The 13,073-nt window shown below is 74.2% G+C and carries 17 protein-coding genes; 11 read left to right on the forward strand and 6 right to left on the reverse strand.

Annotation, left to right across the window (positions count from 1 at the left end):
* Positions 1 to 52 precede the first annotated feature (52 nt).
* From Sru01_RS33065 to Sru01_RS33100, 8 genes are all read left to right on the forward strand, one after another.
* The gene (locus Sru01_RS33065) at positions 53 to 412 is read left to right on the forward strand and encodes a chymotrypsin family serine protease (protein WP_203994188.1); all 360 of its coding nucleotides are present in this window, start codon (positions 53 to 55) and stop codon (positions 410 to 412) included.
* A 670-nt stretch (positions 413 to 1,082) separates the two neighbouring features.
* Positions 1,083 to 1,517, forward strand: coding sequence for a DoxX family protein (locus Sru01_RS33070; RefSeq protein ID WP_203994190.1), 435 nt, complete (start codon positions 1,083 to 1,085; stop codon positions 1,515 to 1,517).
* A gap of 211 nt (positions 1,518 to 1,728) precedes the next feature.
* A complete protein-coding gene (locus tag Sru01_RS33075) occupies positions 1,729 to 2,658 on the forward strand; it encodes a Sco1979 family transcriptional regulator (protein WP_203994192.1) in 930 nt (309 codons plus the stop codon).
* 140 nt (positions 2,659 to 2,798) lie between these two features.
* On the forward strand, positions 2,799 to 3,224 hold the full coding sequence (locus tag Sru01_RS33080; protein ID WP_203994194.1) for an SPW repeat protein: 426 nt from the start codon (positions 2,799 to 2,801) through the stop codon (positions 3,222 to 3,224).
* Positions 3,225 to 3,291: 67 nt separating this feature from the next.
* Entirely contained in the window at positions 3,292 to 4,353 is a 1,062-nt protein-coding gene (locus tag Sru01_RS33085; RefSeq protein ID WP_203994196.1) for a DNA topoisomerase IB, read from the forward strand.
* The gene (locus Sru01_RS33090) at positions 4,350 to 4,772 is read left to right on the forward strand and encodes a phage holin family protein (protein WP_203994198.1); all 423 of its coding nucleotides are present in this window, start codon (positions 4,350 to 4,352) and stop codon (positions 4,770 to 4,772) included. Before Sru01_RS33085 ends, Sru01_RS33090 begins: the two co-directional genes overlap by 4 nt.
* On the forward strand, positions 4,769 to 5,419 hold the full coding sequence (locus tag Sru01_RS33095) for a DUF3618 domain-containing protein (RefSeq protein ID WP_203994201.1): 651 nt from the start codon (positions 4,769 to 4,771) through the stop codon (positions 5,417 to 5,419). Before Sru01_RS33090 ends, Sru01_RS33095 begins: the two co-directional genes overlap by 4 nt.
* 170 nt (positions 5,420 to 5,589) lie before the next feature.
* The gene (locus Sru01_RS33100; RefSeq protein ID WP_203994204.1) at positions 5,590 to 6,558 is read left to right on the forward strand and encodes an alpha/beta hydrolase; all 969 of its coding nucleotides are present in this window, start codon (positions 5,590 to 5,592) and stop codon (positions 6,556 to 6,558) included.
* A gap of 68 nt (positions 6,559 to 6,626) precedes the next feature.
* Here the strand turns inward: Sru01_RS33100 and Sru01_RS33105 are convergent, their stop codons facing one another.
* From Sru01_RS33105 to Sru01_RS33120, 4 genes are read right to left on the reverse strand one after another with little or no spacing between them, the layout of a single operon-like run.
* Entirely contained in the window at positions 6,627 to 6,998 is a 372-nt protein-coding gene (locus Sru01_RS33105) for a fluoride efflux transporter FluC (protein ID WP_203994207.1), read from the reverse strand.
* Positions 6,995 to 7,369 (reverse strand): DUF190 domain-containing protein, encoded by a 375-nt coding sequence (locus Sru01_RS33110; RefSeq protein WP_203994209.1) that lies wholly within the window; start codon positions 7,367 to 7,369, stop codon positions 6,995 to 6,997. Before Sru01_RS33110 ends, Sru01_RS33105 begins: the two co-directional genes overlap by 4 nt.
* Positions 7,366 to 7,785 (reverse strand): fluoride efflux transporter FluC, encoded by a 420-nt coding sequence (locus tag Sru01_RS33115; protein WP_239137977.1) that lies wholly within the window; start codon positions 7,783 to 7,785, stop codon positions 7,366 to 7,368. The genes Sru01_RS33110 and Sru01_RS33115 overlap by 4 nt, the downstream gene beginning before the upstream one ends.
* Complete coding sequence (locus tag Sru01_RS33120; RefSeq protein WP_239137979.1) at positions 7,782 to 8,657, reverse strand: NAD(+)/NADH kinase; 876 nt, start codon at positions 8,655 to 8,657, stop codon at positions 7,782 to 7,784. Before Sru01_RS33120 ends, Sru01_RS33115 begins: the two co-directional genes overlap by 4 nt.
* Positions 8,658 to 8,989: 332 nt before the next feature.
* Between Sru01_RS33120 and Sru01_RS33125 the strand changes: the two genes are divergently transcribed.
* From Sru01_RS33125 to Sru01_RS33135, 3 genes are all read left to right on the forward strand, one after another.
* Positions 8,990 to 9,322 carry a histone-like nucleoid-structuring protein Lsr2 gene (locus Sru01_RS33125; RefSeq protein WP_203994212.1) on the forward strand — a complete coding sequence of 111 codons (333 nt, stop codon included), beginning with the start codon at positions 8,990 to 8,992 and terminating at the stop codon, positions 9,320 to 9,322.
* A 997-nt stretch (positions 9,323 to 10,319) separates the two neighbouring features.
* Positions 10,320 to 10,793: a hypothetical protein gene (locus tag Sru01_RS33130; RefSeq protein WP_203994215.1), complete on the forward strand. Its 474-nt coding sequence runs from the start codon at positions 10,320 to 10,322 to the stop codon at positions 10,791 to 10,793.
* Complete coding sequence (locus Sru01_RS33135) at positions 10,790 to 11,965, forward strand: zinc-dependent alcohol dehydrogenase (protein WP_203994218.1); 1,176 nt, start codon at positions 10,790 to 10,792, stop codon at positions 11,963 to 11,965. Before Sru01_RS33130 ends, Sru01_RS33135 begins: the two co-directional genes overlap by 4 nt.
* A gap of 16 nt (positions 11,966 to 11,981) precedes the next feature.
* Here Sru01_RS33135 and Sru01_RS33140 read toward each other — a convergent pair whose 3' ends face one another.
* Both Sru01_RS33140 and Sru01_RS33145 read right to left on the reverse strand, forming a co-directional pair.
* Positions 11,982 to 12,317: a MerR family transcriptional regulator gene (locus Sru01_RS33140; protein WP_239137980.1), complete on the reverse strand. Its 336-nt coding sequence runs from the start codon at positions 12,315 to 12,317 to the stop codon at positions 11,982 to 11,984.
* 94 nt (positions 12,318 to 12,411) lie between these two features.
* Positions 12,412 to 12,855 (reverse strand): Hsp20/alpha crystallin family protein, encoded by a 444-nt coding sequence (locus Sru01_RS33145; protein WP_203994221.1) that lies wholly within the window; start codon positions 12,853 to 12,855, stop codon positions 12,412 to 12,414.
* Positions 12,856 to 13,073: the final 218 nt, after the last annotated feature.

The raw sequence follows: 13,073 nt of genomic DNA on the forward strand, positions 1-13,073 counted from the left end.
TGCTGCTGTCGTCTTCGACGGCGGGCCCGCCGCGGCCACCAGCAACCGGGTGGTGACCCTGTGGAAGGCGCACGTGGGCAACTTCGTGTGCAACTCCGGCGCCTCCCTCGGCGAGTACTGCCTGATCAAGGTGACCGAGACCGGCTGGAGCGGCACCTACTCCAACGGGCAGAAGGTCAAGCACATGGTGCGCGCCAAGAGCGTCGAGGGCGGCTGCGCGGTGGCGCACGGTGACAGCGGGGGACCGGTGTACTCCTACACCAACTGGTTCGACGAGGTGGCGGCGCAGGGCATCACCTCCGCGGTCGGCAAGCCGGTCTACTGCGGCGGGCTCGACGGCGGACGGGTGATCGTGTTCTCCCGCGCCTGGGACGTGGTGAAGGACGCCGGCGCGTACGTGATGGTGTACTGAGGCCCGCCCCGGCGCTCTGCGGCCCGGCGTTCCCCGACTCGGGGAGCGCCGGGCCGCTCGCCGTGCCGGCCCAGGACCGATCCGCGCCGGCTCTGGCCCCGCGCTGATCCTGCTCTGTGTCTGCTCTGTGCTCGCTCTGGACTATTTCTGCGGCGGAATATGCCGGTGAGGAAAGTTTCAGCGGAAAGTTCTGATGTGGTGGACGTGATCGCCGGCCGCCCACGGTGAACCTCCAGGTGGAAGCCCCGGGACGGCCCGGTGCGGACGCCGGCCCGATCCAGACGCCGGGAGCCGATTGACGTCCGGTGATCCGCGCCGGATTCTGGGGTCGGTCCGGCGCCGCCCCTGGGGCTTAGGGGTACGGCCGGGCCGGAACGGGCGGGCCGCACGCGACCGGCGACGGTGCCGGGACACGGCGACCGCCCGCAGGCGAGGACCGTCTCCGTAGGGGGACGGGCACGACCCGTCCCAGGGGGCGGGCCGGATCGACGTCGATCCGCACAGCTGGGCAAGGCGCGCGGCATGCGACCGCGCGTGCGCGACGGCGCCGGCGGGCGCCGCATACCAAAGGACGTCACCGTCGGTGGTCGATAGGTGACGCTCCATGTCCAGGCCGCTCGGGGCACGGCTCCGCCCCGGCGGACTCCCGCAGGAAGCGAGAGGTGAGCTCATGAACGTCGAGAGATTCGGTGGACCGGTGCTGTCCCTGTTCCGCCTGGTCACCGGGCTGTTGTTCCTGTTCCATGGCATCTCATCGGTCTTTGGGGTGTTCGGTGGCAACCGGGGCAGCGGGCACGCGATCGCCGTCGGCGTCTGGCCGAGCTGGTGGGCCGCGGCGATCCAGCTGGTGTTCGGCGCGCTCGTCGCGGCCGGCCTGTTCACCCGGATCTCCGCCCTCCTCTGCTCGGGCTCCATGGCCTACGCCTACTTCGTCGTCCACCAGCCGCAGGCGCTGCTGCCGCTGAACAACGGCGGCGAGGCGGCGGCGATGTTCTGCTGGTCGTTCTTCCTGGTCGCGGTGCTCGGTCCGGGCGCCTGGGCGCTCGACACCGTCCTGCGGCGGCACCGCGCGCAGGCGGTGAGCTACCGGCCCGCGCCGGCCTGAGCGCGGCCCTCCGCTCCGGCCCGCACCGGCCTGAGCGCAGGCCCTCCGCTCCGGCCCGTGGTGACGGCGGCCCGCACCTCCGTCACCGCGGGCCGGCCCGTGCCCGCCCCTGGTGATTCGCGAACCCCGGCGCGGCCGGGCGTGAGAGGCTTGGGGCGCCGGTGCGGCGGGCGCGCCGGGCGGGACGGCGGAGAGGCGGCGGAGCGGCGGCATGGATCAAGCGCGGGCGGACAGGGCGGCGGCCGAGGACGACTGCCGGGCCGACCACCGGCGGGCGGGTCCCACGATGCCGCGCATGCTGGTCGGCGCCCAGCTGCGCCGGCTGCGCGAGGCGCGGCACGTCACCCGGGCACAGGCGGGCTACCAGATCCGCGCCTCGGAGGCGAAGATCTGCCGGATCGAGCTCGGCCGCACCCGGGTCAAGCCTCGCGACGTCACCGACCTGCTCACCTTCTACGGCGTCACCGACGACGCCGAGCGGGACGCGCTGCTCTCGCTGGTCGCCCAGGCCGCGGTGCCCGGCTGGTGGCACGCCTACGCCGACGTGCTGCCCCCGTGGTTCGAGTCCTACATCGGGCTGGAGCAGGCGGCGACGGTGATCCGCACCTGGGAGGTGCAGTTCGTCCCCGGCCTGCTGCAGACCGAGGAGTACGCCCGGGCGGTGGCCGGGCTGGAGCTCGGCGTCACCCCCGGGCAGGTGGAGCGGCGGGTCGAGCTGCGGATGCGGCGGCAGCGCGTCCTGGCCGGGCCCGATCCGGTCAAGCTGTGGGCCGTCGTCGACGAGGCCGCGCTGCGCCGGGCGGTGGGCGGGGTCGCGACCATGCGCGCCCAGATCGAGCACCTGATCGAGGCGGCCCGGTGGCCGAACGTGACGATCCAGATCATGCCGTTCCGCAGTGGCGGTCACCCGGCGGCCGGGGGGCCGATCAGCATCCTGCGACTGCCCGGCGACGTGCTGCCCGACGTGGTGTATCTGGAGCAGCTGTCCGGCGCGCTCTACCCGGACCGGCCGGCCGAGATCGAGCACTACTGGAGCGTGCTGAACTCGCTGAGCCTGGCCGCCGGGCCGCCGCGGGCGACCGAGGCGGAGCTGCGCCGGATCCTCGCCGAGCTCGCCGCCGAGCCGTCCGGCTTGCCGTGACATGACGCCACAAGTCCGCCCGAAACCTGGGATCGTACGACAATAGTGGAAACGTTTGCCCAGTTCACCGTGCCCGGATGACCCTCGCGGGTATGGCTCAAGTGATCTGATCCGCACAGTGAACGGGAGGCGGTGAGGTCATGACGAGACCGACCGGCCTGGAAGGGCATCCCGACATCCTCGCGATGCGCGACAAGTACGAGCGGGCCGGCTCCAGCCCGGCCGCCCAGGTGACCGACGGGCTCACCCTCCTGACGGGGTTGTGGCTCGCCATCTCCTCCTGGGTGGTGGGGTTCAACGGGCTGTCCCGGCTGTCGGTGAGCAACCTGATCACCGGCCTGGCGCTCGCCGCGCTGGCGATGGGGTTCGCCTCCGCGTTCGGCCGCACCTACGGCCTGACGTGGATCGCGCCGCTGCTCGGCATCTGGACGATCCTGGCGCCGTGGATCACGCGGTCGGCGACGACCGCGTCGATCTGGACCAACGTCGTCACCGGGGCCATCGTGCTGCTGCTCGGCCTGGCGGCGATGGCGGTCGGATCCCGCAAGATGCCCATGAGGGCGTGAGGCCGCGCCGCCGGCGGCCGTCCGGCCCGTTTGCCGTCCTGGCCAGGGGTATGGGGTCGTGGTGACGGTGGAGCTGCGACAGAGCGATCCCGCCGAGCCGGGCATCCGCCGCCGGCGCCGTGGGCGGGGTTTCAGCTATCACTGGCCGGGCGGGGGACCGGTGCGCGACCGGCGCGTCCTCGGGCGCGTCCGCGCACTGGTCATCCCGCCGGCCTGGACCGACGTCTGGATCTGCCGGGACGCCGACGGTCACATCCAGGCGGTCGGCACCGACACCGCCGGCCGCCGCCAGTACCGTTACCACGACGTGTGGCGCCAGGAGCAGGACCGCGCCAAGTTCGACCGCGTCCTGGACATGGCGGCCCGCCTCCCTGAGTTCCGCGAGCGGGTGGGCAAGGACATCTCGGGCCGCGGCCTGACCCGGGAACGGGTGCTGGCCGCCGCGGCGCGCATGCTCGACATCGGGTTCTTCCGGGTGGGCGGCGAGCAGTACGAGTCCTACGGCCTGGCGACGTTGCGGGTGGAGCACGTCAAATGCCGCAAGGGCCTGGTCAGCTGCGCCTACCCGGCCAAAGGCGGCAAGCTGCGCGAGGTGCAGCTGATCGACCCGCAGGTCTGCGAGGTCGTCACCGCCCTGCGCCGCGGCGCGGGGGAGGGCGGTGAGCTGCTCCGCTACCAGCAGGGCGCGACCTGGGTCGACGTGCGCAGCGACGACATCAACGCCTACCTGCGCGACACCATGGACTTTCCCGCCACGGCCAAGGACTTCCGCACCTGGCACGCCACCGTGCTGGCCGCCGTCGGGCTGGCCGTCTCGGTGCCCGCGCGCCACCAGACCGCGCGCAAGCGGGCGGTCGGCCGGGTGGTCCGCGAGGTCGCCGACTACCTGGGCAACACGCCGGCCGTGGCCCGGGCCTCCTACATCGACCCGCGGCTGATCAAGGCCTACGACCGGGGCCGCACCATCGAGAAGGCCCTCACCCGGCTGGGCGCCGACGCCGGCTTCGGCCGGCTCGCCACCCACGGCCCCGTCGAGCAGGCGGTGATCGAGCTGCTGCGCAGCACCAAGGCTTCGGACGGACACCGGCGCCGCCGGAGGGAAGGCCGGAAGAAGGGAAGAAAGTCATGACCGATGTGAGGGAACCCGCGACCGGTGACCCGTACGCCGCCCTGTCGACCGGCGAGCTGGTCAAGCTCATGTCCGAGGACGTGTCCCGGCTGGTCCGGGACGAGATCCGGCTGGCGGGCCTGGAACTCACCCGCAAGGGGAAGCGGGCCGGGATGGGCGCCGGGCTGTTCGGCGGCGCCGGGGTCGTCGCGCTCTACGGAGGCGGGGCGCTGGTCGCCGCGGTCATCCTGCTGATCGCCCAGGCGCTGGCCCCGTGGATCTCGGCGCTGATCGTCGGGGTGGCGCTGCTGATCCTGGCCGCCGTGCTGGGCCTGGTGGGCAAGGGGCAGGTCGCCAAGGCCACCCCGCCGATCCCCGAGGAGGCCATCCGCGGCCTGAAGACCGACGTCGACGTGGTGAAGGAGAGCGCGCACCGATGACCGAGACCAACCCGATGGGGAACGACCACCCGACCGCCGGCGAGGTCGGCCTGCGCCGGCAGGAGCCCGGCACGGCGACCCCGGCGTCCGCCGGGCCGTCGCTCAACGTGCCCGAGGTGCACGCGCCGCCCAAGCCCTACGTCAAGCCGGTGGTGAGCCACGGCGAGGGCGACCACTTCGCCGGGCTGCGCGACGCCGCCCCGCGCCCGGACACGGCGGCCGAGGGGCGCGCCGGGGCGACCGGCGACCGGCCGGACGGCGCCGACCGGCACCGTGGCCCGGTCTCCGAGGAGGACCGGCTGCGCGAGGACATCGTACGCACCCGGCAGGAGCTGGGACGCACCGTCGAGGCGCTGGCCCACAAGGTGGACGTCAAGGCCCGCGCGCAGGACAAGGTGGCGCGCACCCGGGCCGCCGCCCAGGAGAAGGTCCACGAGATCGCCGGGCGGCTGCGGCCGGCCGGCGCCGAGCGGGCCGCCGGCCAGGGGGCCGGCCCCGCGCCGGACGGCGCCCGCGCGCTGGCCGGCCGGGTCGCCGAGGGCGCCCGCCGCCGTCCCGAAGTGCTCATCATGCTCGGCGCGGCCACCATGGCCGGAGCGGGCTGGCTCAACTGGACCTCCCGCCGCCACCGCTGCCCCGGCGGCTGAGGTCCGCTCCCGCCGCCGGTCACCTGCCGGTGACCGGCGCCGGTCGGTCCCGGCCGCCGGTCGACGGCGGGAAAACAGCCGGTCATCGGGGGCGTGTCACGGTCGCGGCGCCCGCCCGCCCGGTCCACCCTCGGGGTGTGCCGTCCCTGCCGCCGTCCCGAGGACCAGACATGCCGCCGCATCCCAACCTCGACCCCGAGCTCGCCGCCGGCCTGGCGCACGCGTTCCTGCCGCCGGTCGACCTGGCCGCCATGGACCCCGCCGAACTGCCGCCGGTGCGCCGGCGGATGCGCGAGCTGTTCGACGCCATGCCGCCCGCCACCGGACCCGGCGTGACGGTGACCGACCACCTCGCTCCCGGGCCGGACGGCGGCCCCGACGTCCGGGTGCGCGTGTACCGCCCGGACCGCCCGCCCGGCCCGCTGCCCGCCGTCTACTGGATGCACGGCGGCGGCATGGTCCTCGGGCTGGTGGAGATGGACGACGCGATGCTGGCCGGGTACGTGCGGGAGGTGGGCTGCGTGGCCGCCTCGGTCGACTACCGCCTCGCCCCCGAGCACCCCTATCCCGCGGCCGTGGAGGACTGCTACGCCGGCCTGGTGTGGCTGGCCAAGAACGCCGGCGAGCTCGGGATCGATCCCGGCCGGGTGGCGGTGGCCGGCGCCAGCGCCGGCGGCGGGCTGGCCGCGGCGACCGCGTTGCTGGCCCGCGACCGCGGTGGCCCGCCTCTCGCCTTCCAGCTGCTGGTCGCCCCGATGCTGGACGACCGGGACGCCACCCCCTCCAGCGCCGAGTTCCAGGAGGCGATCACCTGGAGCCGGGGCGCCAACGCCTTCGCCTGGCGCGCCGTGCTCGGCGACGCGGCGGGCACCGGCCGGGTGCCGCCGTACGCGGCGCCGGCCCGGGCGGCCGACCTGTCCGGGTTGCCGCCCGCCTACCTGGACGTGGGCGAGCTCGAGGTCTTCCGGGACGAGTGCATCGACTACGCCGCCCGGCTGGCCCGCGCCGGGGTGTCCACCGAGTTCCATCTCCATCCGGGCGCCTTCCACGGCTTCGATGCCGCGGTGCCCGACGCCGGGGTGAGCCGTCGCGCGGTGGCCGGCCGGCTGGCCGCCCTGCGCCGCGCGCTGTGCCGCTGACCGGGCCGCTGACCGGGCCGCCCGGACCCGCCCGGACCCGTGCCCGGGCCCGCCCGGCGCGCCGGCGGTCAGCCCGCCAGCAGCCGGGCGAGCAGCAGGCCGGCCCCACCGGCGGCCAGCCCGGCGGCCACGTTGCCGGCCAGGTTGAGGACGGCCGGCAGCCGGGCGCCGGACTCGGCCAGCCGCAGCGTCTCGTAGCCGAAGGTCGAATAGGTGGTCAGCGCCCCGCAGAATCCGGTGCCGGCCAGTGCCGCCACCCCCTCGCCGGCCGGCAGCGCGGCCAGGAACGCCAGCAGCGCGCTCCCGGCGACGTTGACGGCGAGGGTGCCGAACGGGAACGCCGCGTCGTGCCGGCCCTGCACCGCGCGGTCGGCCAGGTAGCGCAGTGGGGCGCCCACCGCGCCGCCGGCCGCCACGAGCAGCGCGTCGACCCCGCTCATCCGGCGTCTCCGGCTCCCTGGGTGTCCTGGGTGTCCGCGGGCCGGCCGGTGTACCGGATGACCTCCACCGGGTCCAGCACGACCAGTCCTTCGGTGACCAGCTCGTCGAGCATCGGCAGGAAGTCGCGGATCCGCGGCTCGGCGTCCACCACGACGACCAGCACCGGGAGGTCCTCCGAAAGCGACAGGATGCGGGTGGTGTGGATGCGCGAGGACGCGCCGTACCCCTCGATGCCGCGGATCACCGTGGCGCCGGCCAGTCCCGCCTGGTGCGCGCGGCGCACGATCTCGTGGTAGAGCGGCCGGTTCCGCCACTGGTCGGACTCACCGACGAAGACGCTCAGCCGGACGGCCGGCCCGTGGAGTCTCATGACGATCGCCTCTCCCGCAGGACGCCGATGAGGGCCCGGGTGCCCGCCGCTCCGGCGAACGTGGCCGGCACCGCGAGCAGCACGGTGGCCGCCAGGTAGGCGGCGGCGGTGGCCGGCCGGCCCGCGCCCGCCACCCGGCCGATGTCCACCACATACCCCGAGAACGTCGTGAACCCGCCGAGCAGGCCCACCCCGGCGAACGGCCGCAGCAGCGGGGACACGTGGCCGGCCATGCCGATGGCCGCCATGAGCGCGCCGATCAGCAGGCAGCCGAGGAGGTTGATCGCGAACGTCGTCCACGGGAAGCCGCCGGGCGACGTCGGGAACGCCACGCCGAGGCCGTACCGGGACAGGCTGCCGAGCACGCCGCCGGCCGAGATGGCGGCCAGCGTCGCCCGGCGCGTCCCGGCGATCACTGCGACTCCCCGTCGACCTCCGCGCTGCCGCTGACCCGCAGCTTGCGCCGGGCCCGCTCGTAGAAGGTGGTGGTGCCCAGCCGGACGACCCGGCCGGCGGCCCGGACCGCGGTCACCGCGAGCCGGTCGCCGGGGGACAGGTGACCGGCGACCGTCCCGTCCACCTCCACGGCGAGCCGGCCGCTGACCGGCAGCAGGTCCAGCCGGACCGACTCCTCCGGGGACAGCAGCAGCGCGCGGCTGAAGGAGGAGTGCGCGGCGGACGGGACGACGATGAACCCCTCGACCAGCGGCGACACGATGGGCCCGCCCGCGGAGAAGTTGTAGGCGGTCGAGCCGGTCGAGGTGGCGACGATCACCGCGTCCGACGAGTAGCTGACGAACGGGCTGTCCTGCACGGTGACCGACACCGCGGCCAGCCGGTCGCCGGGCGTGCGGACCAGGGCGATGTCGTTGAAGGCGGTGACCCGCCGCCCGTCCGGCAGGCCGGCGCGCACCGCCATCCGCGGCTCCACGGTGAAGGCGTGGTCGTCGATCGCCGTCAGCGCGGGCGGCAGCTCGGCCACGTCGATCTCGGCGAGGAAGCCGAGCTTCCCGAGGTTGACGCCGAGCACCGGCGTGGTGCGCTCGGCGCCCATGCGCAGGGTGCGCAGCATCGTGCCGTCCCCGCCCAGGCTGACCAGCAGATCGGCCCGGCGGGCCAGCGTCGCGGCGTCCACCGCCACCGCGCTGCAGTCGATGCGGCCCACCTCGTCCGGCAGCCCGAGCACCGTGACACCGCGGGTGCGAGACCATTCGACGATCGCGTCGATGGCCTCCTTGGAGTCGCGCCTGGGATGCAGCACCAGGCCCACGGTCTCGACCATTCCCATGCCGTAACTGTACGGGCGCCGCGCCGGCGCCGGACCCGGCGGGCGCCGCGTGCCGGGCCCGGCGCGACGGCCCGGGATAAGGCCCGGAAACCCGTGGCGGCGCCGTGCCGTGCCCGCGGTGAGAGCCGGTCACCGGCATCCGGCCGGTGGCGCAGCGCGCTTGAATGATCGCGCCGGGCGACGGTGCGGCCCGCGATAAAGGCCCGGTTCGCCGGAAACGGCGGACTTAGCGCCGGGCCCGGCAATGGACTACGCCGTTCCACGCGTAGGACGCGGCGGAAACCGGGTATATTCTTGTGGAGTCTAACTATGACCTGTGAAAGGAGTGCCCGATGGCGACCCAGATCCAGACGCTTCTCATCGATGACCTGGACGGCGGCGAAGCAAAAGAGACCGTGCAGTTCGCGATTGACGGCACGAGCTACGAGATCGATCTGAACGACAAAAACGCCAGGAATCTGCGCGAGGCTCTTTCGCCTTTCGTCTCCAGTGCCCGCAAGGCCGAGGCTCCGGTCGCCCGCGGGCGCAAGCGCGGCGGCGCCCAGCGCCCGTCCCGTGACAAAAGCTCGGAGATCCGGGCGTGGGCCAAGGCGCATGGACTGAACGTGAGCGAGCGCGGCCGGATCGCCTCGCACATCGTGGCGCAGTACGAAGCCGCACAGTGAATGATTAACCCGTCAAGGCGGCATTAGACCGCCCGTCGGGCCGGCGATCGGCAGCCGGCCGGGTTCGCCCGGCCACGCCGGCGGTCGTCGATGCCCAGCTTGGCCGTGGCCGCCCCTGTGGGGGGAGCGGCCGGTCCGCAGTGCCCGGGCACACCGTCCCTGGCCCTGTTGACCTGCGGCCTTATTCGTCCCTGGCCGGTCTGTGCGCGGTTCGCGCATGGCGAGGTGGTCCGGCCACGGCGGATGCCCGAGCTCCGGCGCGCGGCGGTCCCGGGTCCGGCGCGGCCGGATGTGCGGAACTCGGCCCCGCGGGCATCGGAAAAGATAATCGATCGGTGAGCCGTCCCCGGCGCGTACTTAACCGGGATAATGTGGACGGCGTCCGGCCACCCCGAACGGGTTCGCCCGCTGATGCTCAGAGAGCCTACCTATGGCATGCGTCGGCCGGACCGGAAACCGAAAACGCCGCCGTGGACCATAGGACTTGACGAACCGGCGGGCTTCCACGATTATCTTCTCTCTTCCACGCCGTCGCCGTCCCTGTCCGCCCGTCGCGCACGCGGCGGCGCACCCGCGCCCCGGCACTCCGGCCCCGCCGGTCAATCCAATCGCCGGGTCAGGCCGGTCCGCAATGCGTGGTCAATTGCCTGACACCGGACAATCGCGTCTCCGGCCGGCCCGCCCGGCCCTCGGATCGCCCCGCCCGTGCGGCGGTCAATCGGCGTGCCGCCCGGCCTGATAAGGCATTGCGGACCGGGCGCGGCTTTTGCGGCGGGCCTTTGCCGCCGTGCCGCGAAACGCGGCCGCGACCTTGTGACCTTGGGTAAGCGGCGTATGGCGGTTTGTCATGGCTTTCTTGTTCTATAACGGTCGGCCATCGGACGTCCGCCCGGCCATCGGCGCGTCAACTCCTGACCAAGTGCCGGTGGCCGGAGATAGCCGTGGACGAGGGCTGGGTAGCCATCGGAGCAGTTGTCCGTCGATGGGGGAGAGGGCAATGAAGCGCGGTGCTCTGGCGGCGGTGACGCTCGGTGCCCTGGGGGCGGCCGTGACGCACCGGCTGTGGTCCAGCCGGGAGCGGGCCAGGGCCGAGCGCCGGCGGATCCGCTGGCAGGTGGTCACGATCAACCGCCGGCCCGAAGAGGTGATGCCGGAGGGGCGGTTGCCCGAGCCGCTGGCCCGGCTCGGCGAGTCGATCGAGGTCCAGGTCCGCGACGCCCCCGGCGGGCGCGGCACCGAACTCGGCGCCCGCCCGCACGCGCGGATCCCGTCCGGCGTCGAGGAGGTCATGGCCCGCCTCGGCGGCGAGGACCCGCGCCAGGCGGTGCGCCGGGCACTGCGCGAGTCCAAGTGCCTCATCGAGACCGGCGAGGTGCTGCGCGCCGACGAGCCGGCCGCCCGGCGGCCCGCCCCCATCGGCCGGCCGCCGGCCGTGGCGGCGCGGCGCGCCGGCGGGGAGGAGCGGCGGTGAAGGCGCTCTGCTGGCGGGGCCCCGGCGAGCTGTCGGTAGACCGCGTTCCCGACCCGCGGATCCTGAACGACCAGGACGCGATCGTCAAGGTGACGCTCAGCGCCACCTGCGGCTCGGACCTGGATCTGCTCGGCGGGCACGGCCCGGCAGTGCGCCCGGGGGACGTGATCGGTCACGAGTTCCTCGGCGAGGTCGTCGAGGTCGGCCAGGGCGTCCGCCGCCACCGGCCCGGCGACCGGGTGGTCGTCTGCTCGGTCATCGGCTGTGGCCGCTGCTGGCACTGCGAGCGGGACATGTGGTCGCTGTGCGAGAACAGCCACCCCGGGCCCGGGGCCTCCGGCGACAGGTGGGGCGGCGACACCGCGGGAATGTTCGGGTACCCCCACGCCATGGGTGGTTTCCGGGGCGGCCACGCCGAGTACGTCCGGGTGCCGTTCGCCGACCAGGGCGCGTTCCGGGTGCCGGACGGCGTGGCGGAAATGGACGCGCTGTTCGCCTCGGACGCCGCGCCCACCGGCTGGACGGGCGCCCATCTCGGCGGTGTCCGGCCCGGGGACACGGTCGCGGTGTGGGGCTGCGGCGCGGTCGGCCAGCTGGCGGCGCGGGCGGCGATGCTGCTCGGCGCGGAACGGGTCATCGCCATCGACCGCCACCCCGAGAGGCTCATGATGACCGAGCGGCACATCGGCGCCGAGACGATCGACTACACCCGCTCCGACGTACCGGCCGACCTGCGGGAGCGGACCGGCGGCCGGGGACCGGACGTGTGCGTGGAGGCCGTCGGGCCGGAGGGTGCCGCCACCGGCCGGCCCCGGCTGCCCGGCCGGATCCGGCGGCGGATCGGGCCCGGGGCCGATCACCTGGTCGCGGTCCGGGAGGCCGTGCGCGCCTGCCGCACCGGCGGTTCGGTGTTCGTCCTCGGCGTCTTCGCCGGCCTGGCCGACCGGTTCCCGCTCGGGATGATCATGGACAAGGGGCTGACGTTGCGCGGCGCCCGGCAGCACGGGCAGCACTACATCCCCCGGCTGCTTGAGTTGATGGGCAAGGGCGAGCTCCGCGCCGCGCACCTGGCCACCCACGTGATGACGCTGCAGGAGGCGCCGCGTGGTTACGAGCTGTTCCGGACCCGCAGGGACGGCTGCGTCCGCGCCGTCTTCCGCCCCTGGGCCTGACCCCGCGCCCGGCCGATCAGGCCGGACCGTCCCCGGCGGCGCCGTCCTGCCGGGCGAGCAGCCGGCGGGTGGCGGCCAGCTCCCGGCGCAGCCCGGCGAGCTCTCGCTCCAGTTCCAGGATGCGGCGGATCGCCACCAGCGTCATGCCCTCCCCGGTCATCCGGCTGACGTGCTGTACCTGCGAGATGTCCTCGCGGGAGTAGCGGCGCTGCCCGCCGGACGAGCGGTGCGGGCGCACCACGTCGAACTCGTCGAGCCGGCGCAGGAAGGCCTGCTGCACCTGGAGCATGTCCGCCACCTGGCCGAGGGAGTAGATCGGCGCGAGGTGGTCGTCGATGGGAAGTCCGGTCACGGGCCCCTCCGGAATGGGACCACGGGCCGGCTCCGGTGTCGCGGAGCCGGCCCGTCATGGTCGGGGGTCGGGGGTCGGGCGCGGTGCGTGGGCGTCAGGCGCGGATCGCCCTGGTGTCGCCGCGGTGGATCTCGACCTTGCGGGGCTTGGCCCGCTCCAGCACCGGGACCCGGATCTGCAGGACCCCGTTGTGGTAGGCGGCCTCGACGCCGTCGCCGTCCAGGTGCTCGGACAGGTAGACCCGGCGGGTGAAGGTGCCCATCACCCGCTCGCGGACGAAGAACCGGTCGTCCTCGCCCAGCTCCTCCTCGCGGCGCGCGCTGACCGACAGCACGCCGCGGTCGACGGTGACCTCGATCGAGTCCGGGTCGATGCCCGGCAGGTCGAAGCGCAGCAGCACGTCGTCCTTGCGCCGGATGCCGTCCAGGGGCATCACGCCCTGCCCGGTGCCCTCGCTCCGCCCGATGGCGTTCCTGGTGAGGCGGTCGAACTGCCGCTCCACTTCCTGGACGAACGGGTCGATCGTCGTCAACAGCATCTCCGGAACCTCCTCGTAGCTCGAGTTGGTAGGAACCTCAAACTCTGGCTATAGGTTAGCTCGTAGTCCGGCACTAGGCAACCCGCCGCGCCGGTAAGAAATCCGCGCTTCCGCCGCCGCTCCGCCTGCGACGGTGCGTCCGGCCGCCGGAGCGCACCCGCCCGCGGGCCTGGAGGCGCCCGGCCGGTGCGGGCCGGCGGCCCGGCTCGCCGGCCCGC

The sequence above is a fragment of the Sphaerisporangium rufum genome, assembly GCF_016863395.1.
Lineage (GTDB): Bacteria > Actinomycetota > Actinomycetes > Streptosporangiales > Streptosporangiaceae > Sphaerisporangium > Sphaerisporangium rufum.